The organism is Paenibacillus thailandensis, assembly GCF_042685365.1.
GTDB lineage: Bacteria > Bacillota > Bacilli > Paenibacillales > Paenibacillaceae > Paenibacillus_AP > Paenibacillus_AP thailandensis.
This window is the reverse complement of the sequence record NZ_JBHUMY010000007.1, coordinates 177,842-197,839: the sequence shown is the minus strand read 5'-3', so window position 1 is coordinate 197,839 and position 19,998 is coordinate 177,842. Positions and strand designations below refer to the sequence as shown.

At 57.9% G+C, this 19,998-nt stretch carries 19 protein-coding genes; 17 read left to right on the top strand and 2 right to left on the bottom strand.

The features are described 5' to 3' along the window. Positions 1-30 precede the first annotated feature (30 nt). The 13 genes from ACFSW5_RS08635 to ACFSW5_RS08575 all read left to right on the top strand — a co-directional run bounded on the left by ACFSW5_RS08635 (position 31) and on the right by ACFSW5_RS08575 (position 14,676). Positions 31-954: an ABC transporter permease subunit gene (locus tag ACFSW5_RS08635; protein WP_379271489.1), complete on the top strand. Its 924-nt coding sequence runs from the start codon at positions 31-33 to the stop codon at positions 952-954. 15 nt (positions 955-969) lie between these two features. After that, the gene (locus tag ACFSW5_RS08630; RefSeq protein ID WP_379271487.1) at positions 970-1,881 is read left to right on the top strand and encodes an ABC transporter permease; all 912 of its coding nucleotides are present in this window, start codon (positions 970-972) and stop codon (positions 1,879-1,881) included. Positions 1,882-1,895: 14 nt separating this feature from the next. Beyond that, on the top strand, positions 1,896-2,903 hold the full coding sequence (locus ACFSW5_RS08625) for an ABC transporter ATP-binding protein (protein ID WP_379271484.1): 1,008 nt from the start codon (positions 1,896-1,898) through the stop codon (positions 2,901-2,903). After that, positions 2,900-3,901: an ABC transporter ATP-binding protein gene (locus tag ACFSW5_RS08620; protein WP_379271482.1), complete on the top strand. Its 1,002-nt coding sequence runs from the start codon at positions 2,900-2,902 to the stop codon at positions 3,899-3,901. Before ACFSW5_RS08625 ends, ACFSW5_RS08620 begins: the two co-directional genes overlap by 4 nt. Beyond that, entirely contained in the window at positions 3,898-5,355 is a 1,458-nt protein-coding gene (locus tag ACFSW5_RS08615) for a M17 family metallopeptidase (protein WP_379271480.1), read from the top strand. Before ACFSW5_RS08620 ends, ACFSW5_RS08615 begins: the two co-directional genes overlap by 4 nt. A gap of 38 nt (positions 5,356-5,393) precedes the next feature. Continuing rightward, positions 5,394-6,086, top strand: coding sequence for a copper homeostasis protein CutC (locus ACFSW5_RS08610; protein ID WP_379271478.1), 693 nt, complete (start codon positions 5,394-5,396; stop codon positions 6,084-6,086). A gap of 27 nt (positions 6,087-6,113) precedes the next feature. Beyond that, positions 6,114-7,058, top strand: a complete 945-nt coding sequence (locus tag ACFSW5_RS08605) for an ROK family protein (RefSeq protein ID WP_379271476.1) — start codon at positions 6,114-6,116, stop codon at positions 7,056-7,058. A 54-nt stretch (positions 7,059-7,112) separates the two neighbouring features. Beyond that, the gene (locus ACFSW5_RS08600) at positions 7,113-8,390 is read left to right on the top strand and encodes an alpha-L-fucosidase (protein WP_379271474.1); all 1,278 of its coding nucleotides are present in this window, start codon (positions 7,113-7,115) and stop codon (positions 8,388-8,390) included. A gap of 89 nt (positions 8,391-8,479) precedes the next feature. Next, complete coding sequence (locus ACFSW5_RS08595; RefSeq protein ID WP_379271471.1) at positions 8,480-9,094, top strand: PH domain-containing protein; 615 nt, start codon at positions 8,480-8,482, stop codon at positions 9,092-9,094. A 358-nt stretch (positions 9,095-9,452) separates the two neighbouring features. Next, positions 9,453-10,412 carry an acetylxylan esterase gene (locus ACFSW5_RS08590; protein WP_379271469.1) on the top strand — a complete coding sequence of 320 codons (960 nt, stop codon included), beginning with the start codon at positions 9,453-9,455 and terminating at the stop codon, positions 10,410-10,412. A 219-nt stretch (positions 10,413-10,631) separates the two neighbouring features. Further along, a complete protein-coding gene (locus tag ACFSW5_RS08585; protein WP_379271466.1) occupies positions 10,632-12,686 on the top strand; it encodes an LTA synthase family protein in 2,055 nt (684 codons plus the stop codon). Between the two features lie 51 nt (positions 12,687-12,737). After that, positions 12,738-13,565: an AraC family transcriptional regulator gene (locus tag ACFSW5_RS08580; RefSeq protein ID WP_379271464.1), complete on the top strand. Its 828-nt coding sequence runs from the start codon at positions 12,738-12,740 to the stop codon at positions 13,563-13,565. 94 nt (positions 13,566-13,659) lie between these two features. After that, positions 13,660-14,676 carry an ABC transporter substrate-binding protein gene (locus ACFSW5_RS08575; RefSeq protein WP_379271462.1) on the top strand — a complete coding sequence of 339 codons (1,017 nt, stop codon included), beginning with the start codon at positions 13,660-13,662 and terminating at the stop codon, positions 14,674-14,676. A gap of 108 nt (positions 14,677-14,784) precedes the next feature. On the opposite strand, the gene ACFSW5_RS08570 is transcribed toward ACFSW5_RS08575, so the two are convergent. Further along, on the bottom strand, positions 14,785-15,126 hold the full coding sequence (locus ACFSW5_RS08570; RefSeq protein WP_379271460.1) for an ArsR/SmtB family transcription factor: 342 nt from the start codon (positions 15,124-15,126) through the stop codon (positions 14,785-14,787). 152 nt (positions 15,127-15,278) lie between these two features. Between ACFSW5_RS08570 and ACFSW5_RS08565 the strand changes: the two genes are divergently transcribed. Both ACFSW5_RS08565 and ACFSW5_RS08560 read left to right on the top strand, forming a co-directional pair. Then, on the top strand, positions 15,279-16,661 hold the full coding sequence (locus tag ACFSW5_RS08565) for an MFS transporter (protein ID WP_379271457.1): 1,383 nt from the start codon (positions 15,279-15,281) through the stop codon (positions 16,659-16,661). Between the two features lie 193 nt (positions 16,662-16,854). After that, entirely contained in the window at positions 16,855-17,274 is a 420-nt protein-coding gene (locus ACFSW5_RS08560) for a hypothetical protein (RefSeq protein ID WP_379271455.1), read from the top strand. 99 nt (positions 17,275-17,373) lie between these two features. Here ACFSW5_RS08560 and ACFSW5_RS08555 read toward each other — a convergent pair whose 3' ends face one another. Next, on the bottom strand, positions 17,374-17,886 hold the full coding sequence (locus ACFSW5_RS08555) for a nucleoside 2-deoxyribosyltransferase (RefSeq protein WP_379271453.1): 513 nt from the start codon (positions 17,884-17,886) through the stop codon (positions 17,374-17,376). A gap of 243 nt (positions 17,887-18,129) precedes the next feature. Here ACFSW5_RS08555 and ACFSW5_RS08550 point away from each other — a divergent pair, with 243 nt between their 5' ends. After that, complete coding sequence (locus ACFSW5_RS08550; protein WP_379271450.1) at positions 18,130-18,768, top strand: cell wall hydrolase; 639 nt, start codon at positions 18,130-18,132, stop codon at positions 18,766-18,768. Between the two features lie 65 nt (positions 18,769-18,833). Then, positions 18,834-19,913 (top strand): undecaprenyldiphospho-muramoylpentapeptide beta-N-acetylglucosaminyltransferase, encoded by a 1,080-nt coding sequence (locus ACFSW5_RS08545; protein WP_379271817.1) that lies wholly within the window; start codon positions 18,834-18,836, stop codon positions 19,911-19,913. The last annotated feature ends 85 nt before the right edge of the window (positions 19,914-19,998 follow it).

Genomic DNA, 19,998 nt, shown 5'->3' with positions numbered 1-19,998 from the left:
ACGGGCTGAAATCAAAGGAGGGTTTGCAGGTTGGCCAGATATGCGTTACAAAGGCTCCTTGGCGTCATTCCCCTGTTCATTATCGTATCGATCGTTATTTTTATGTTTATTCACTTCATACCGGGCGACCCTGCCCGGCTTGTAGCCGGGAAGGAAGCGACGCTGGACGAAATCGAGGCGATTCGCGGCCAGCTGGGCCTTGATTTGCCGCTGTGGCAGCAATATCTCCGTTACATGGGCGATCTGCTGAGCGGCGATCTGGGCCAATCGCTCCGCTCCGGACTTCCGGTCAGCGACATGGTCGCAAGCCGGCTCGGACCGACGCTGTGGCTTACGTTTCTCAGCTTGGGATGGGCGCTTGTCATCGGCCTCTTCATCGGCGTCATGACGTCGGTGTTCCGCAACAAATGGCCGGATTACCTCGGCATGCTGACCGCGATTTCCGGCATATCGATTCCCGGCTTTTGGCTGGGGCTCGTGCTCATTCAAATTTTTTCGGTGGAGCTGGGCTGGTTCCCGACGGGCGGCGTCGATTCCTGGAGGTCGTATATTTTGCCGTCCCTCACGCTTGGCGCGGGCATTATGTCGATGCTGGCCCGCTATTCGCGCTCTTCGATGCTGGAGACGCTGCGAGCGGATTATATCCGGACGGGCCGGGCGAAAGGGCTTCGGGAGTCGGTTGTCGTCTCGCGCCATGCGCTGCGGAACTCGCTGATCGAAGTCGTAACGGTGGCGGGCTTGCAGTTCGGATTTTTGCTCGGCGGCTCCGTCATGGTCGAAACGGTGTTCAGCATTCCGGGCCTCGGCAGACTGCTCGTCGACTCGATCTCGTTCCGCGATTATACCGTGATTCAAGCGCTGCTGCTGCTGTTTGCGGTGCAGTTCATATTGATTAACCTGATCGTCGATTTGCTTTACGGCGTCCTGAATCCGAAAATTCGATATTCGTCGTAAGGAAGGAGGCATATGATGAGCAACAACGCGACCATAGCGGGAACCGGTCCGGCCGTCCCGGGCGAAACGTTCGTTCCCGCAAAGACCGAAAGCAAGTTCAAAGCGTTTATAAAAAAGTTCTGCAAGCAGCGGATGGCTTTGGCTGCGGCCTTTTTTATCTTTTTTCTTGTCGCGGTGGCCGTACTCGGGCCGCTGCTGACGCCGTACGATCCGAATCAGCCGGACTACGACGCGCTGACGGCCGTCCCGTCCGCCAAGCATTGGATGGGCACGGACGAATACGGCCGCGACATTATGAGCCGGCTGATCGACGGCGCGAGGCTCTCGTTGTCCGTCAGCTTAAGCGCGGTGTTCATAGCCGCCGTGCTGGGCACGGTGCTCGGCTTGCTGTCCGGCTATTACGGCGGCTGGCTCGACCGGCTTATTATGCGGGGAAGCGACGTGTTGTTCGCCTTTCCGGATTTGCTTCTTGCCATCGGCATCGTAGCCATTCTCGGGCCGGGCTTATCGAACGTCGTCATTGCGGTCGCCGTGTTCGGCACGCCGTCGTTCGCCCGGATTATCCGCAGCGTCACGTTGTCCGCCAAGGAAACGCTGTTCGTAGAAGCGGCGCGGTCCATGGGCGCCAAAAATTCCCGCATCATCTGGCGGCACATTTTCCCGGAAACGATACCGGCCATTATCGTCAACGTCTCGATGCGCATCGGCGGAGCCATTCTCGCCGCTTCGTCGCTCAGCTTTCTCGGCATGGGGGCGAAGCCTACCGAGCCGGACTGGGGCGCCATGCTCAGCATGGGCCGCGATTATTTGGGCATCGCGCCGCATATCGTTTATTTTCCGGGTGCCGTAATCTTCTTGACCGTGCTTGCCTTTAACGTGGTCGGAGACGGATTGCGCGACGCTCTCGATCCCAAAATGAAAAACTAAAGGGGGGACAGGCCGTGACGCAGAAATTGCTTGACGTGCAACAGCTGGAGACGGAATTCAGGCGCGACGGCGGCAGCGTGAAGGCGGTTGCCGGCGTAGATTTCCATATAAACAAAGGCGAGGTGCTCGGTCTCGTCGGCGAGTCGGGCTGCGGCAAAAGCGTAACCTCGCTGTCGATCATGAGATTGCTTAAAGATACGCCCGGCCGGATTGCCGGCGGGTCCGTCCTGTTTGACGGAAAAGACTTGGTCCGGTTGTCCGACAAGGAAATGCGGCAAATACGGGGCAACGAGCTAGCGATGATTTTCCAGGAACCGATGACGTCGCTGAACCCGGTGCTGCGAATCGGCAGGCAGCTGGAGGAGCCGATCATGCTTCATCTGGGCTACGGCCGGAAGAAAGCGCGCGAGCATGCGATCGATATTTTGCGGCAAGTCGGCATTCCGCGGGCGGAAGAAGTCGTGAACGATTACCCGCATCAATTGTCCGGGGGCATGCGGCAAAGGGTGATGATCGCCATGGCCATGTCCTGCCGGCCGAAGCTGCTCATTGCGGACGAGCCGACGACGGCGCTGGACGTCACCATCCAGGCGCAAATTCTCGATCTGATGAAGCGGCTGAAGGAAGAGCGGGAAATGAGCATGCTGCTCATTACGCACGATCTCGGGGTCGTGGCGGAAATGTGCGACCGGGTGGTCGTCATGTACGCGGGGCGCGTCGTGGAGGAAGCGTCCGTCCGGGACTTGTTCGATAACCCGCAGCATCCGTATACGAAAGGGCTGATCAGATCGGTTCCGAAGCTGCGCCGGAAGGTTCGCCGCCTGGAATCGATACAAGGCAACGTGCCGGACCTATCCCAAATGCCGCAAGGGTGCAAATTCGCGCCGCGCTGCGAATACGCGACGGAGCAATGCTTCCGGCAGGAGCCGGAGCTCTTGCCGGCCGAAGGCGGCTCCGGACGCAAAAGCAGATGCTGGCTGACGCAAGGAGAAGCGGCCGCCGAAGGGGGAGTGCGGATATGAAAGACAATTGGCTGGTGGAAGTGAAAGGGCTGAGCAAGTCGTTTTCGGTCCAAAAGGGCCTGTTCGGCTCGAACAAATATTTGCGCGCAGTGAACGATATCTCGTTCGGCATCCGCAAGGGCGAAACGTTCAGCCTCGTGGGCGAAAGCGGCTGCGGCAAGTCGACGACCGGGCGCCTCGTGACGCGGCTGCTGAAGCCCGACGAAGGGGAAGTGTGGTTCGACGGGCACAACATCAGCGGCCTGTCCGACAACGCGATGCGCCCGATCCGCAAAAATATGCAGATGGTGTTTCAGGATCCGTACGCTTCGCTTAATCCGCGCATGAAGGTGAAGGATCTGGTGGCCGAGCCGCTTATTATCCATACGAAGCTGAGTCCGAAGGAGCGGGACAAGCTGGCGGCGGAGCTGCTCGAAACGGTAGGCCTCAGCGCCTTTCACGCCGAGCGCTACGCCCATGAATTCAGCGGCGGACAGCGCCAGCGGATCGGCATCGCCAGAGCCCTGTCGGTGCGCCCGAGCCTGATCGTGGCGGACGAGCCCGTATCCGCGCTGGACGTGTCGATTCAGTCGCAGGTCATTAACCTGCTGCAGGATTTGCAGGAGCAATACGGCCTTACTTATCTTTTTATATCGCATGATCTAAGCGTTGTCGAACATATCAGCGACCGGATCGGCGTCATGTATCTCGGCTCGCTGGTCGAAACGGCGGACAAAGACGCGTTGTACGACCGGCCGCTTCATCCTTATACGCAAGCGCTGCTGTCGTCCGTTCCCGTTCCGGATCCGAGCCGGAAGAAGGAGCGGATCATCCTGAAGGGCGACTTGCCGAGCCCGGTCGATCCGCCGGCAGGCTGCCGTTTCCATACGCGGTGCCCGTCCTGTATGGACATATGCGCAACGAAAGCCCCGGTTTTCCGGGAAATCGAAGCGGGACATCAGGTCGCCTGCCATCTGTATGACGAAGCCATTATGAAGACGGGAGGCGCGGCGTCATGAATATACGATTCGGCGAGGAGTCGGCGACTGGAGCCGCGACGGTATGCCCGGTTTACTCCGGCGAGCCTTCTCCGTACCGGCTTCGCGGGAAAAGCGCGCAAGCTTCCGCCGTTACTTGGCTGCTTGGCCGAACGGAGGAAGAAGCCGACGTGCTTGCCGTCGGCATGGGAGCCCGCTCGGAGCTGACGCTTGAGCGGATTCGCCGCGCGGCCGGCATAAGCGCCCGGGCGCTTATGCGCGAAGGCTATCGTGCCGCGCGGCTGCGCGAGCCCGCGGCCGCCCCGGACAGCATCGGCGCGGCGGGCATTTCCGAAGCCGATTGGCTGCAGGCGTGGCTGGAGGGCTGGCTGTTCGGGTTATACCGGTTCGATGCCTTCCGGGAAGCGACCCGTACGGAGGGAACCGTCGATCTGCTGCTCTCCCCCGGCGACTGGCAGGGGTTGTCCCTTCCGGAGCTGGAGCGGATCGCGGCCTTCGCGCGCTCCCGGAACGACGGCGTAGCCTTGGCGCGCGACCTGGTCAACGAGCCGCCGGACGTCCTTGACCCGCAGCGTTTCACGGCTTGGGCGGAGCGCTATTTCAGCCTCATGGACGGGCCGGTTAACGTACATGTTTACCGGGGCGAAGAGCTTCGGGAGAAGCAAATGAACGGCCTCATCGCCGTCGGCGCGGGCGGCGGGGAACCGGCGCTTGTCGAAATCCGTTACGAGGGGGATCCGGATCAGCCGATGCTTGCGCTTGTCGGCAAGGGCGTTACGTTCGATATGGGAGGCATGAACGTCAAGACGGGCCGCGATATTAGCGATGCCCGGATGGATATGGGCGGGGCCGCAGCCGTTGCCGGCGCGATGGATATCCTGATCCGGGAGCGCGCCAAAGTCAACGTAACGGCGCTTATTCCGATCGCCGACAACCTGCCCGGTTCGGGAGCCATGCTGCCGTCCTCGGTGATCCGGTATCCGAACGGTTTGACGGTGCAGGTGGCGAACACGGACGGAGAAGGCCGGCTTATTATCGCGGACGCGCTTATCCTCGCAGCTAATATCGGGGCGTCCGAAGCGATAGACATCGCTACGCTGACCGGGAACGTCGGGGCCGCCTTAGGGCTCGGCATCGCCGGTATTTGGGGCGACGCGGGCATCGCGAAGGAGCTTGTCGCGATCGGGGAGCGGAACGGCGAACGGTTATGGCCGATGCCGCTGATGGACGAGTACGAAGCGGAGCTTCGCAGCGATTACGCCGATTTGCGCAACGTGAGCAGCAGTACGATGGCCGGTGCGATTACGGCCGCGCTTTTTATCCGGCGCTTCGTGACGAAACCGATGAAATGGGTTCATATCGACATGGCCGGGACGGTTCAATACAAGCAGGACGCCGGTTACGCGGAAGCGGGCGCGACCGGCTACGGCGTCCGGCTGCTTGCCGATTACGCGGTTAAGCGCGCAAAGGGATAACTTAAGCCTCGTTGGCGATAGAGAAGGGAGGATTTCCGATGGTATTGGAGGTCATCGCGACATGCATGGATGACGCGATCGCGGCGGAGGCAAACGGAGCGGACCGGCTGGAGCTCATAACGGCCATTACGGAAGGCGGCTTAACGCCGGGCATCGGTCTAGTGAAACGGGCGGTAAATGCGGTCCGCATTCCGGTTTTTGTCATGGTTCGTCCCCATAGCCGTTCCTTTGTTTACGGCAAACGGGATATCGAAACGATGGCCGCCGAGATCGAAGCGGTCGTTCAAGCCGGCGCGTCCGGCATCGTGCTGGGGGCCTTGACGCCGGACCGCCAAATCGACGAGCGTGCGCTGGAGGCGCTGCTTCCGCTGACGGGCGGCCTGCCGGTGACGTTTCACCGGGCCTTCGACGAGCTGGACGACCAGCTTGGAGGGCTGCGGACGCTGGCCAAGTATCCGCCAATTAGGCGGGTGCTTACGTCCGCCGGGCCCGGGCCGGCGACCGAGGCGATGCCCGAAATGCGCCGCCTCGTCGAGGCGGCAAGCGGGGGACCGGTTGCAATCATGGCCGGGAGCGGGTTAAAGCCGGAGAGCATCGCGGATTTTGTCCGGCAAACGGGCGTGACGGAGGTTCATTTCGGATCGGCCGTCCGGTACGGAAGAAACGGCTTGTCGCCGATCGACCCGGAGGCGCTCCTGTCGCTGGCGGAAGCCGTTCGCCGCATCGGCTAAAGACTAGCTAACGGAATAGGTGAGAGAGTGGACAACGACACATATGTTGTGGGAATCGATTTGGGCGGAACGAAAATCGCCGCGGCGCTGTTTGACTCGAACGGAAATTTACTGAACCGGGAACAGATGGAGACGGCCGGAACGCGCACCGCCAAGGAAGTGGTGAGCCGGATGAACGGCATGGTCCGTTCCGTGTCCGGAGGAAGGAAGCTGGCCGGCGTAGGGCTTGCGTCCCCCGGAGCGGTGAACAGCCGCGACGGAATCGTTATTCAAGGGACGAATCTGCCGGAGTGGGACTACGTTCCGCTTAAGGATTGGATGGAAGAGGAGCTTGGCACCGAGGTGCAGGTCGTGAACGACGCCAATGCCGCCGCTTGGGGCGAATTCGTGCGGGGGGCGGGCAAAGGCTCGTCCAATATGGTGTACGTCACGTTCAGCACCGGCATCGGCGCGGGCATCGTGCTGGACGGCAAGCTGCTGCTCGGCGCAAACAGCTACGCCGGAGAGCTTGGCCACAACATTATCGATCCGGCGGGTCCCGCGTGCAGCTGCGGCCGCAACGGCTGCTGGGAGGTATTCGCTTCCGGTACGGCTATCCGGGATACGGCGCTGCGGATGATGGACCGCCGCCCGTCGATTATCGCCGCTCTTGCCGCGCGGCAAGGGGAGGCGGTATCCGCCCGCCACGTGTTCGAGGCGTCGGAGCTGCACGATCCCGTCGCTTCGGAGGTCATTGAGCGGACCGTTCATTACATGGCGTTGGGACTCGTTAACGCGGTGCATACGTTCAATCCGGACCGCATAGTCATTGGAGGAGGGGTTAGCCGCGCGGGGGACAAGCTGTTTAAGGCGCTTTCGGCCAAGACGGGGACGCTGCTCATGAAGCCTTATCTGGGCACCTTCGATATCGTGCCCGCCGGCTTAAAGGACGACGTCGGCCTCATCGGAGCGGCGGCATTGTTTCAAAGCTAGGCAAAGGAAGCAGCGGACGGCAAGGCATATTCCTTTTGGACAAGGAGGCTATCTATGAAAACGCGGGAAGAACGAACAAGGTGGTTTTTGCGGGACCGGTTCGGCATGTTTATCCATTGGGGCTTGTATTCCATCCCGGCGAGAGGGGAATGGGTCCGCGGCAACGAGCGGATGACCCGGGAGCAATATATGAAGTATTTCGAGGAATTCGACGCCTCCCGGTACGATCCGAAGGCTTGGGCGAGAGCGGCGAAGCAGGCCGGGCAAAAATACGCGGTGCTTACGGCCAAGCACCATGACGGGTTCTGTTTGTTCGACAGCAAGCTGACCGGTTTCAAAGCGACGAACACCCCCGCCGCGCGCGATTTGGTCCGCGAATATGCAGACGCTTTCCGCGCCGAAGGCATCGCCGTCGGGCTTTATTATTCGCTGCTCGACTGGCATCATGACGATTACCCGGGATACGGCGACAAGGCCCATCCCGACCGGGACAATCCGGCGGCGAAGGATAAGCCCATCCGGTTCGACCGTTATTTGGACTACATGCACGGCCAAGTGAAGGAGCTGCTGACCGATTACGGCAAAATCGATATCATGTGGTTCGATTTCTCGTACGACGAGATGACCGGGGAAAAATGGAGGGCAACCGAGCTTGTCCGCATGGTTCGTTCCTTGCAGCCGCATATCGTCATCGACAACCGGCTCGGCGGAAACATCCGGGGCGCCGAACCCGAGGAGTATGCCGGCGACTTCTTTTCTCCGGAGCAAATTATTCCTCCCGGCGGAATCGTCGACGCGAACGGCAAGCAGGTGCCTTGGGAGGCGTGCATTACGCTAAACGATAACTGGGGGTATCATGCCGAGGACCGGAACTATAAGTCGCCCAAGCAGGTGATCCGCTCGCTCGTCGAATGCGTCAGCAAAAACGGCAACATGCTGCTGAACGTCGGCCCGGACGCCAAAGGGGAAATAAATCGCGAGTCGCTTTCCGTACTGCGGGAAGTAGGGGAATGGCTCCGGTTAAACGGCGAGAGCGTTTACGGCGCGGGGATGTCGGCGCTCCCGAAGCCGGAGTGGGGACGCTACACGCAGAAGGGCAACAAGCTGTACGCCCATGTGTTCGACCGCGGCATCGGTCCGATTTATTTTGCGCAATTAAAGGGCAAGATCCGCAAAGCCCGCTTGCTGCGGGACGGCTCCGAACTGAAGGTGGAAACGCCTTGGATGGCCGAAGAGTATTCCGATACCGCGGGCGGCGCGTTTATATGGCTGAAAGGGGCTGCGCTGCCCGACGAGATCGACACCGTCATCGAGCTTGAGCTTGCGGATTAGAGCGTTTTGAAACGGATGGTAAATCTCCCAGCATATCTCTATAATAGAGGGGTGGCACTTCTAAAAAACACCTGGGAGAGTGAAGCGATATGTTCGGCAAAGTAGCGGCAGACGTATTAGGCTTAAGCGACATCGGCTCGGTCATTCATCCGTCGAATTTCGACAAAGTGGATTCCGACGATTATGTTCTTCATGAGGACAACGAAAAAATTTACTTTTTGATCAAATCGAAAACGGACGAGTACTGCTTTACCAATCTGGCGCTTATCCATCTCGACGGCACCAGCGCCATCAGCAAAAAGCGTACGCTCAACCGTTACCCGTACAGCTCGTACCCGATCTCCAACGTTTCGCTTGAAACGGCGGGAACGGTCGATTTGGACGTGGAGATCAAATTTACGATCGGCACCGCGGCTTTTTCGATCGACGTCAACAAGAAGCATATCGAGCAAGTAAAGGATTTATACAAGGCGCTGATCAAAATCGCCGAAATTACGCGGGAGAACCAGCTCCACTTGGATTACGCCAAGCAAAGCCTGGAGCTCGCCACTTCGACGGTCAGCAGCATTCATCGGGCCGAGTTCAACCTGGCGGAGCAGTTCAACGCGATCAACAAAGCGGCTTTCGACTGGATGACCGATAACTACAAGAAGTACAAGACCAAAGATTTCGGAGCAATCTTCGAGCGTTATATCAATTTGTAGCATAAATGAAGAGGGGATGTCCCGGCATCGTTTGACGGTGCGGACAGCCCCTCTTTTGCCACATCAGAAAGTATTAGCTTTCGAACTCTGCACTTTTGCAGGCGGCATGCTTCGTACGGACGAAACGGCTTCCGTTGAGCATTCGCCGGACACGGCGCCGAGAAATAAGCATGAAGGAAGGTTCTGAGCTGACGGGATAACGGCAAAAAGGAGCGGAAAACCGCTAGAGGGCAATGATTTCGGTATCGGGCGATTTTTTTCTCCATACTATCCTTGGGGTGTGCGTGCGGAACGGCATCCGTTATAATAGAGAAAATATAATGTAAGCGATTACGCTTTACTTGAAAGGAATGAAGTTATGCCGTTAGTTGACATGCCTTTAAGCGAGCTTTACCGATACGAGGGGCGCAACCCTCGTCCGGCCGACTTCGACGAATATTGGGACCGCGCCATCGCCGAGATGCGGGCGGCGGACGCGAACGTGGAGCTTGTGCCAAGCGAATTCCAGGTGCCTTTCGCCGAATGCTTCGATTTGTATTTTACCGGCGTTCGGGGCGCAAGAATCCATGCGAAATACATACGCCCGAAAAACGCGGCCGAACCGCATCCCGCCGTTGTCCAGTTTCACGGATATACCGGCAATGCCGGGGACTGGACGGATAAGCTGAATTATGCCGCGCTTGGTTTTTCGGTCTTTGCGATGGATTGCCGAGGACAAGGCGGTTATTCGGAGGATACCGGCGGGGTGAAAGGAACGACGATGAACGGCCATATCGTCCGCGGCTTGAACGACCATCCGGATAATTTATTGTTCCGCCATATATTCCTCGATACGGCTCAGCTGGCCGGCATCGCGATGAGCATGCCCGAGGTGGATCCGGAGCGGGTCGGCGCGATGGGCGGTTCGCAAGGCGGCGGGCTCACGATCGCCTGTGCGGCGCTAGAGCCGCGGATTAAGCGGCTGGCGCCGGTTTATCCGTTCCTGAGCGACTATAAGCGCGTTTGGGAGATGGATTTGGCGAAGGACGCTTATGCCGAGCTGAAGACGTTTTTCCGCCATTTCGACCCGCAGCATAAGCGGGAGGATGAAATTTTTACCCGGCTCGGGTACATCGACATTCAACATTTGGCGGAACGCATCCAAGGCGAGGTGCTGATGGGTGTCGGCTTAGCCGACACGGTGTGCCCGCCGTCCACGCAGTTCGCCGCGTTCAACAAAATCCGCTCCAACAAATCGGCCGAAATTTATCCCGACTTCGGGCATGAGCATTTGCCGGGCTTCGGCGAGAAGGCGATGCAGTTTCTGCTGAAGCTGTAGGTCCCGGCGCCGCCCGGAGGTTGCGACCGAAGCGGCGGATGGCCTGCGCCGGCCGGCCGCATGTCCGGAAAGCCGTGCATCTGGTGCCACTTCCTTCCGCTTTGTTGCGATCGGACCGCTCTTGTATTAACATAAACTTCATAATTCATAGAAGTTGGAAGAAGCCGCCGTCTAGAGGGCTTCTTCTTTTGTTGGATACAGGAAGGGGTCTTGCTCGTTATGAAGCAGCAAAAATCGGGACCGAAACGCAGGCTGCCGATGTTCTGGATAACGGCGGCGCTGCTTCTGCTGAAGCTGGCGCTGCTTCGCTTTTGGCTTTACGGCGGGATTTCGGCCGCCGGCCATCTGGTCGCGGACGCCGCGTCCGTGCTGGCGCTGCTGTCGCTAATCGGGCTTGCCGCGTCTTCGCGCTGGAGGAACGCCGCTTATGGAACGGCTAACGCCGTTTTGTCCGTCGTGTTGTTTGCGGTTACCGTATACTTCGCCTATTACGGCTCGGTGCCGACTTATACGGCGCTTAAGGCCATCGATCAGGTCGGACAAGTCCGCGAGAGCGTCGATGCGCTTATCCGGCCGGTTTACTATAGTTATTTTGCCGATATCGTTCTAATCCTTATCGGTTGCTTGGTCTTTATTGTTGTCCAAAAGGTTCGGAAACGCCGCGCAGGCGGCCGGACCCTTAGTCCGGCAACCGGGCATGGCGGCAATGGGGGGAACGTGCGAACGGACATCGAATCCAAAACGCCGGTCGTTATTTCCGCAGCCGGACAAGGCGATGTGCGGTCAACCAGGGAACGGACCGGCGTTCGAACCGTCCGCAGGCGCGCGGCGGCACGCTTATGGCTGCTTCTCGGAGTGGCGGCGGGAGTTACCGTCTCCGTCTTGTATGTCTATGACAATCGCCACGTGACGAACGAGCTTGTCCAGTCGGAACGACTCGGGCTGCTGAGCTACGAAGTGGCGGCGGCCATCAGCCAAAGCCGGGAGGCGATCGCTTTAAAAGGCGCCAGCCTCGAAGAGACGAAAGCCGAAATCGAGGCGCTGCAGCAAAGCTATCCGTACGTGGACGGCGAACCGGGCGCAACGGGCCAGGAAGGGAAAGGCGAGTCGTTTGGCGCGGCGAAAGGGATGAACGTCATCGTCATTCAGCTGGAGGCTTTCCAAGCTTTCCCGATCGGCCTCTTAGTGCAAGGGCAGGAGGTGACGCCGGTGCTCAATTCGCTGACGAAGGAAAGCTACTATTTTCCCCATGTGTATCAGCAGATCGGGCAAGGCAATACGTCGGACGCCGAGTTTATGTCGGGAACGTCCATTTATCCGACGGGCGAGGCCGCGATGTCGACGGGCTACGGGGACCGGGAGCTTCCGAGTTTGCAGCGGCTGCTGGCCGCACGGGGCTACACGTCGGCCACTTTCCACGTCAATGACGTGACGTTCTGGGACCGGGATATGCTGTACCCGGCGCTCGGATTCGATAAGTATTACGACAAGCCGTATTACACGAACGATCATTTCAACGACTTCGGCGCCTCCGATGAGGAGCTGTACCGCTTCGGTACCGAGGAGCTGAAGAAGCTGAGCGATGAGGGCAAGCCGTTTTACGCGCAGTTCGTTACAGCCTCCAGCCATTATCCGTTTCAAGTGCCGGACGACCGGAAGCGGCTTAAGCTGCCGGAAGGGCTGGACGGCACGTTTCTGGGCGATTATTTGCAAGCGGCAAGCTATGCCGATTATGCGCTGGGCACGCTGATCGACCGGCTTAAAGCGGAAGGCATCTGGGAGCATACGATGCTGGTCGTTTACGGCGACCATTTCGGCGTGCAGCCGGAGAAGGCAAACGACGAATTTATCCGAACGCAGCTCGGCATCGCTTACGATTCCCGTATCAGCCGCTTTAACATTCCGCTTCTGTTCCATGTGCCGGGGACGGCCGGACGGACGGTGGAAACGACGGGAGGCCAGCTCGACATAATGCCGACGGCTGCCGGGCTGCTGGGCATCCCGCTTGCGGACGAAGGCTTCACGGCGTTCGGCCGCAATTTGCTTGCGGTTGACCGCAACGTGATCGGGATGAGATATTATTTGCCGACGGGATCGTTTTTCAACGACGACGTCGTTTTTATTCCCGGCTCGTCGTTTGCCGACGGGACGGCCATTTCGCTCGATACGCTGCAGCCCGTCGGCGATTTCGGCGCTTACCGGGCCGACTACGATTATGTCATGAAGCTGATGGAGCTGTCGGACCGGTACGTCCGGCTGCTGCCGAAGCGGTAACCGCAAGCGGATAGGAAGGAAGACGATCCGGATGGACGGGAGGGGCGACGGATGGCGGATTTGAACGAGCTGGCCCGGCAATTCGCCGAAGGGGCATTGACGATTGCCGGGGTATATCGAAGCGAATTAAAGCCCGGCAGCTATTACGGCCATACGAAGGACCGTCCGACGCCAAGCGCCGGCTTCGTATTTGCGCTGCGGGGACAAGCATCCTTTATTTTCGACGGCACGCCTTACGAATTAGTTCCCGGCAGCATCGTTCACGGCGGCAAACGGATGACGCTTCGGCTTGAGGTTGGCCCGTCCGGTTTTGAATATATTCTCATTCATTACGCTCTGAACGGGCCGAAGGGGGAGCCGGCCGGATATTCCGAAGCCCATTACAGGTTGGACGGGCGGCGGATTCCGAATCTGGAAGAAAAGCTGGCCGCGCTGCATTCGGCGAGCGCAAGCCCCGGACCGATGCAGGCGGTGCGCGTCAAGGAGCTGTTTTACGGCCTGCTGTTCCATATCCTGACCGGCATGCGCAACGAGCGGAACCGGGACAGCACAACCGTCGTCGAACAAGCGATGGAATACATTCACGGCCATTATATGGAGCCGCTGACGCTGAAGCAGCTGGCGGACATGCACGGCCTAAGCGTCAAGCGGTTTTCGTATTTGTTCCGCAAATATACGGGGCTGTTTCCGATCGATTATTTGATTCAGCACCGAATGAACCGGGCCAAGCAGCTGCTCGCCGCCAGCCCTTGCAACGTAAACGAGATTGCGTCGAGCGTCGGTTACGCCGATGCCCATTATTTCAGCCGCTTGTTCAAAAAGCATACCGGCGTCACCCCGACGGCGTTCCGCTCCGGATTTGGGCAATCGTCCACCTGATTTTGACGATTTGTCTATTTCCACTCATTCGATCTTTTTATATAATGTCGATAATGAAAATCATTATCGAATAGTAGTTGAGTGGGGGAGCAAGATGAAAAGGTTCAATCGGAGCAAATGGATTTATGCAATTAGCGCGATCGCGCTTGTTATGATGCTGGCGGCTTGCGGCAATGCGCCGTCAAACGGCAGCGGGGCGTCCGCCGGCAATACCGCGTCTAACGGCAGCGCGGCGCCGGGAGGGAGCACGGAGACTCCGCCAGCTTCGCCGTCCGCGGAAGCCGGATTTCCGAGAACGATCAAGCACGACAAAGGGGAAACGGTCTTGGAGGAAGCGCCAAAAAAGGTGGCCATCACTTACTTTCCGTATGCGGACCACTTGTTTGCGATCGGGCGGCAGGACGTTGTGGCCGGCGTCGTAGGCTTGAAATCGCTGCAAAACTTCCCGGTCTACGATCCGTATACGAAGGACGGGGCGATTGCCGATCTTGGCGACGCAGTCGATATGGAGAAGCTTGTCGCGCTTGACCCGGACGTCATTATCGCCTGGGAGAGCGACGCGGAGCTTTATGACCAATTGAACAAAATTGCGCCGACGATTCTTTTTACCCAGTCGGAAAACTGGCAGGATACGATCGAGAAGGTCGCTTCCGTCCTCGGGGAAGAGGAGAAGGCGAAGCAATATAAGGAAAGCTACGACGAGAAGCTGCAGGCGGTGGCGGAACGGATGAAGACGACCGGCGAGCAAGGCAAAACGGCCATGTTTATGATGACCTGGGGGAAAGGCTTCAATTACTACGGCGGCGTGCGGATGGAGCCGTATTACGAGCGGCTTGGCTTCAAGAAATTCGAAGGGATGAAGGATTGGGGCGAAATCAGCCTCGAAGGCGTAACCGAAGCCGATCCGGATTATATTTTCCTGGGAGAGGATTTCACGAATACGGCCGAGCTGAAGCTGGAGGATCTGAACCAAAATCCGGTCTGGCAGCAGCTGAAGGCCGTCAAAAACGATAAAGTGTTCGTAATCGACACGGAAATTGTCGGACCGCTGGCGATGGGGCAGTCGAAAGGGCTGGACGTCATCGGCGGCATTATGGAAGGACTGAAATAAAACGTCTCCCGGCAACAGGGCTTTGCCGAAAGGCTGGATGAACGGAACAAGATTCCGTTCATCCTTTTTTTTCGCTCATGCCGTGCGTTTCGGTTGCGGGGCTGCGCATTATTCGCCAGAGCTGCCGGTAACCGGCAAAGCGCCCGTCCGGACGGCTCCGCCGATAACGGCGTCAAGCAAGCCCGGGAAACGGGCTTCCAAGTCCTTCTTGCGGATCGAAAGCAGGCGCTGCGTGCCGTGTATGCGGGTATTGACGATGCCCGCCTCGCGCAGCGTTTTGACGTGATGGGACATCGTCGATTTGGCGACGGGAATCTGGTAATCCCCGCACGCTTGCTCGCCGACCTCCAATATTTGAATAACGAGGTTCAGGCGTACAGGATCGCTTAAGGCGTATAACACCGTGGTGAGCTGTATATCTTCCGGGGCGGGATGATATAACGGTTTCATCCGGGGACCCTCCTTGCTATCTATGTTTGTCGAAAAGTTTTAATTGAAGTATAACATATTCCATGATACTATTTCTATTGTTCGATAACTATAGAACTTTAAGGCGATCATAAAAAAGGACACAGATCGCCATAAGGAGGATAACCTACTGTATGAGTACCGAATTAAAAGCAGAGAACGCGGCGCGGCTTCAGCCGGAGGTTCGGATTAAGGAAAACGCCGTGACGCTGCTGCTGGGCATGACGGTCGTGCTTGTCGTCATGAACACGATGATGTTTAATTTAGCGCTGCCGACAGTCACGCTGGAGTACGGGTTGTCTTCGACTACGGCCTCCTGGATCGTGACCGGGTATTCGATCATATTCGCGATTTCCTCGATTACGTACAGCCGGCTTTCGGATTATTTGCCGATCCGGACGCTGTTTACGGTCGGGCTGCTGTCCTTCGGCCTGGCTTCCTTGCTGGGACTGGCGAGCGGCAATTTCGCCATGCTTCTGATCGCCCGGCTCATTCAAGCTTCCGGCGCCGCCTCCATTCCGGCGCTGGGCATCGTGCTGGTCGCCCGGTTTATCCCGACGGAACGGCGTGGTCAGGCGATGGCGGTGATCATGTCGGCCAGCTCGCTTGGCCTTGGAATCGGCCCGGTGCTCGGCGGGGCCATTACGCAGTATCTCGGCTGGCACGATCTGTTTGCCGTATCGGCTCTAAGCTTGCTCATGATCCCTTTTTTCGTGAAATTGCTGCCCCGCGAAAAAGCGCAGGCCGTCTCCTTCGACTTTGCCGGAGCGGTCCTGATCGGCGTCGGAACGACCGGGCTGCTGCTCTTTATGACGAGCAGAAGCTGGATTGCCCTTGCGGCGGGAGCGGCTTCGCTGCTGTTATTCTGGCTGCGAATCCGCAGCGCGCGCAATCCGTTCGTGCAGCCGGCGCTGTTCGCCAACAAGGCTTACATGACGTTAAGCCTGCTCGGCATCGTATCGTACATGTGCAGCTTCTGCTCGCTGTTCCTGCTGCCGCAGCTGCTCGCCCATTCCTACGGCTTGACGCCCGGAGAAGCCGGGCTCGTTATTTTCCCCGGAGCGCTTGTGTCGATGCTCATCTCCCGCAAAATCGGAGGACTGATCGACCTTCACGGCAATCGGCTGCTGTTCCGGTATGCGCCTTGGGTGCTCGTTGCCGCCGCCGTATCGTTCGCGTTGCTGTCCGGATGGTCCTTCTACGCGGTCATGGCCGCTTATGTGCTGCTCAGCGTCGGTTTCACTTCGCTTACGACGGGCGTTTCCAACGAGCTGTCGCGCATTCTGCCGGAGTCCTCGGTTGGCGCGGGCATGGGGTTGTTCCAGCTCATGCAGTTTTTCAGCGGCGCCTTTAGCGTGGCGGTTACCGGCAGCGTGTTGGCTTCGTTCGGCGGGGTCCCTGCCGGTAAAGTATACGCCGGAATATTCTGGGGAATGACCGCAGCCGCAGCCATTGCCGTAACAAGCGCCTTGGTCTACCTAGCGGCGGATGCGGTGCGCGCGCGCAGGGCCTTATAAGGCATGGTATTTTTCCTCCGTTATCAGCGTATGCGAAAGTTGTGTTGTGGACGGTCCAGACTTTAGTGCGAGACGTTGCGGCTGCGGGCATCATTAAACGCTGTCGGGCTCGCTCTTCTTCGAAGTGAAACCTTGTTCTTTCTTTTACCGTCTTGATGTAATAGAACTCGACTGGACGGGGGCGCAGGTTCATATGCATATCGTCAACCATCTTATATTATGGGCCGTATTCGTCGTTTTGTTTACGGCCGGCGTTACGGCATTGGAAGTCGCGGAAGGCTATAAAATTACAACCACGGAATATTACGGGCTGAGAAACATCGGAGGGACGTTCATTGTTATGTTTCTGTTGGCGGCCTTTCTCTTTTATCCTTTTACGCTGTTTCCGTTCGCACTTTTAATACGGAAGCTGTATAAGAGGCTCCTTCCCCGGATCGTCGTTTATGTGGCGTTAGGAGGGTTCGGCGGTTTGCTTCTATTCGATTTCATATATAAAGAGGATTTTGTAGTAGAATACGGTTTGCACGAGAGCAGCGCGGTGATTCTATGCGGGCTCATCGGTTTGATCTATTCCTGCTGCGAGCATTTCGTATACCGGAAGCCGTTTCTATGAGTCAAGGAATACAGGAAACAATAATTCGGCAAAAAAATGCGCCTCGGTGCCGGAATCGGTTCCAAGGCGCATTTTCTCATTATAGGCTTCCCGCCCGCGCTACGCCTGCTCCGCTTCAAGATCGGCGCGGACGCGGCGCAGCGCGTCCTCCAGCGTGCCTTCCACGATCGTGACCGGTATGCTCAGCATCAGATTGTTGGAAAGCCCGAACTCCTCGATCGTCATGCCGTCCCGGTACAGCCCGGTTTCCGGGTCCGTTCCCGGCTGCAGCCTCTCCGCCATCGTGCGGGCATCCTTTACATGGGCGTACAGCTTTTTGTTCCAACCGTAACCTAACCCGCATTCGAACACCGTGCCGGAATCCGGCTCCTCTCCCCGGAACGGGTTCAAGTTGGCGATAATAATGTCCGCTTCCCGGATCAGGTTCACATTGCCCTCGAAAATCGCGGCGGCCGTCTCCCGGCCGGTCGGCAGCGGCTTAATTTCCTTGTCGAGCGGATACAAGCCTTCAAACCCGTATTTCGCGCACAGCTCCTTCATTTCTTTCCCCAGCTCCACCGCGTTCGGGTAAAACACCTCGAAGCCGGCCAAATAGATTTTCAAGTTGCTCATTATGGTTGGTCTCCTTTGTCCATGATCGTTCCGATGCTTGATATTATATCACGTTCGGACGGCCCGATGGCGGATAACGGCTTGAGCGCGCTGTCAGGCGCGCCTTTTTTTGTAAGGGCTGGGACGGATACTCGAAAGTACGATGAGAATTTTTTAGGAATCGGCAGATGGGCGGACCGGGTGTGCTACAATCGGTTTCGTTCTAGAACGCAACCATTATACGGCAAAGGAGAGACCCCATCGATGATCAAAAAGTTATCCTTCTTATTCGTGCTGACGATGATGCTGACGGCGATCGTCTTACATAAGCCGGCCGAAGCGGCGGCCCTGAAGCCGGGCGCGACGGGCGCGGCGGTAACCGACTTGCAATACAGGCTGGCCATATTAGGCTACTATGATTATAAAATCGTTCCTTATTACGGCAGCATCACGACCAATGCAGTCATGAAATTTCAGAAAAACGCCGGACTTTCCGCCGACGGCGTCGCCGGCTCCATGACGATGCGCGCGCTGAAGAAAGTATCGGCAAGCAAAAAAGAGGTGGCCAAGCTGGCGCGCGTCATTTATTCCGAAGCGCGGGGAGAGTCGTATCGGGGGCAGGTCGCGGTCGGAGCGGTTATTATGAACCGCGTGCACTCGCCGCAATTTCCGGATACGGTGCATAACGTTATTTTTGAGCCGAACGCTTTCTCCGTCGTTTCCAACGGGCAGTATTGGCTTATTCCGGACGATACCGCCTTCAAAGCGGCCAAAGCGGCGGCAACCGGCAGCGACCCGACGAACAACGCCGTTTATTTTTACAACGCAAGCCAAACGGAGTCCGCTTTTATGAGATCGCTGACGGTGACGGCGCGAATCGGCAACCATGTTTTTGCCAAGTAAAGTAAAGGTGCTATGACGGGCTTTTGCCGATATAATAGGGAAAGAAACTTTCGGCAGAGGAGAGCATTATGAACAAAGTGATCTTAACCGGGGGAGGCTCGGCCGGCCATGTAACCGTCAACCTCGCGCTTATTCCGAAATTCAGGGAAGCGGGCTGGCAGGTGGAATATATCGGCTCCGAGAACGGCATCGAGAAGCAGCTTATCGAGCCGCTCGGCGATGTGCGCTATTACGGCATTGCAACCGGCAAGCTTCGCAGATATTTGGATTGGCAAAACGTGAAGGACCCGTTCAAAGTGGTCAAAGGCGCGTTCCAGGCTTACCGGCTCATCCGGAAGCGGAAGCCGGACGTCGTTTTTTCCAAAGGCGGCTTCGTTTCGGTGCCCGTTGTGCTTGGCGCGTGGCTGAACCGCGTTCCCGTTATTATCCACGAATCGGATTTGACCCCGGGGCTGGCGAACCGCATTGCGATTCCGTTTGCGAAAGCCGTCTGCACCACGTTTCCCGAGACGGAGCAGCATCTCGACAAAGGCAAAGCCCGCTATGTAGGCGCGGTTGTGCGGGAGGAACTGGCTCATGGGCGGGCCGACAAAGGGCGGATGATTTGCGGCTTTACGAAGCATAAGCCGGTGCTGCTTATTATGGGCGGAAGCCTCGGAGCGCGGAAAATCAACGAGACCGTCAAAGCGGCGCTCTCGCGGCTGACCGAACGGTTCCAGGTCGTCCACCTGTGCGGCAAAGGGCAGGTCGATCCGGCGATCAAGCACCACTCCTATAAGCCGTTCGAATATTTGAACGAGGAGCTGCCGGACGTGCTGGCCATGGCCGATATCGTGCTGTCGCGGGCGGGCTCGAACTCGATATTCGAGTTTTTGAGCTTGAAGAAGCCGATGCTGCTCGTTCCGTTGACGAAGGAGCAAAGCCGGGGCGACCAGATTTTGAACGCGCAGTCGTTTGAGAAATCGGGGTTTTGCGAGGTGCTGTACGAGGAGAACATGACCCCGCTATCGCTCGCGGAAAGCTTGGAGAAGCTGTACGCGAACCGCGAGACGTATATTCGCAACATGGAAGGCCAGCGGCGCCAAGACGCGCTGGAGCAGCTGTTCGAGCTCATCACGGAGACGGCTGCGGCAGGCGGGAAGTAGCTTTTATGACGGTAAGGCGGCAGCAGGGGCTTGAAAGGCAAGCCCCCTGCCGTTTTTAGCTGCCGTCATTAGCCTAAGTTTGAGG

What these genes read in the sequence shown, in the direction of transcription:
- ACFSW5_RS08630 (WP_379271487.1), top strand. Translation starts at nt 970, where the DNA reads ATGAGCAACAACGCGACCATAGCGGGAACCGGTCCGGCCGTCCCGGGC.
- ACFSW5_RS08620 (WP_379271482.1), top strand. Translation starts at nt 2,900, where the DNA reads ATGAAAGACAATTGGCTGGTGGAAGTGAAAGGGCTGAGCAAGTCGTTT.
- ACFSW5_RS08615 (WP_379271480.1), top strand. Translation starts at nt 3,898, where the DNA reads ATGAATATACGATTCGGCGAGGAGTCGGCGACTGGAGCCGCGACGGTA.
- ACFSW5_RS08610 (WP_379271478.1), top strand. Translation starts at nt 5,394, where the DNA reads ATGGTATTGGAGGTCATCGCGACATGCATGGATGACGCGATCGCGGCG.
- ACFSW5_RS08600 (WP_379271474.1), top strand. Translation starts at nt 7,113, where the DNA reads ATGAAAACGCGGGAAGAACGAACAAGGTGGTTTTTGCGGGACCGGTTC.
- ACFSW5_RS08595 (WP_379271471.1), top strand. Translation starts at nt 8,480, where the DNA reads ATGTTCGGCAAAGTAGCGGCAGACGTATTAGGCTTAAGCGACATCGGC.
- ACFSW5_RS08590 (WP_379271469.1), top strand. Translation starts at nt 9,453, where the DNA reads ATGCCGTTAGTTGACATGCCTTTAAGCGAGCTTTACCGATACGAGGGG.
- ACFSW5_RS08585 (WP_379271466.1), top strand. Translation starts at nt 10,632, where the DNA reads ATGAAGCAGCAAAAATCGGGACCGAAACGCAGGCTGCCGATGTTCTGG.
- ACFSW5_RS08580 (WP_379271464.1), top strand. Translation starts at nt 12,738, where the DNA reads ATGGCGGATTTGAACGAGCTGGCCCGGCAATTCGCCGAAGGGGCATTG.
- ACFSW5_RS08575 (WP_379271462.1), top strand. Translation starts at nt 13,660, where the DNA reads ATGAAAAGGTTCAATCGGAGCAAATGGATTTATGCAATTAGCGCGATC.
- ACFSW5_RS08570 (WP_379271460.1), bottom strand. Translation starts at nt 15,126, where the DNA reads ATGAAACCGTTATATCATCCCGCCCCGGAAGATATACAGCTCACCACG.
- ACFSW5_RS08565 (WP_379271457.1), top strand. Translation starts at nt 15,279, where the DNA reads ATGAGTACCGAATTAAAAGCAGAGAACGCGGCGCGGCTTCAGCCGGAG.
- ACFSW5_RS08560 (WP_379271455.1), top strand. Translation starts at nt 16,855, where the DNA reads ATGCATATCGTCAACCATCTTATATTATGGGCCGTATTCGTCGTTTTG.
- ACFSW5_RS08555 (WP_379271453.1), bottom strand. Translation starts at nt 17,886, where the DNA reads ATGAGCAACTTGAAAATCTATTTGGCCGGCTTCGAGGTGTTTTACCCG.
- ACFSW5_RS08550 (WP_379271450.1), top strand. Translation starts at nt 18,130, where the DNA reads ATGATCAAAAAGTTATCCTTCTTATTCGTGCTGACGATGATGCTGACG.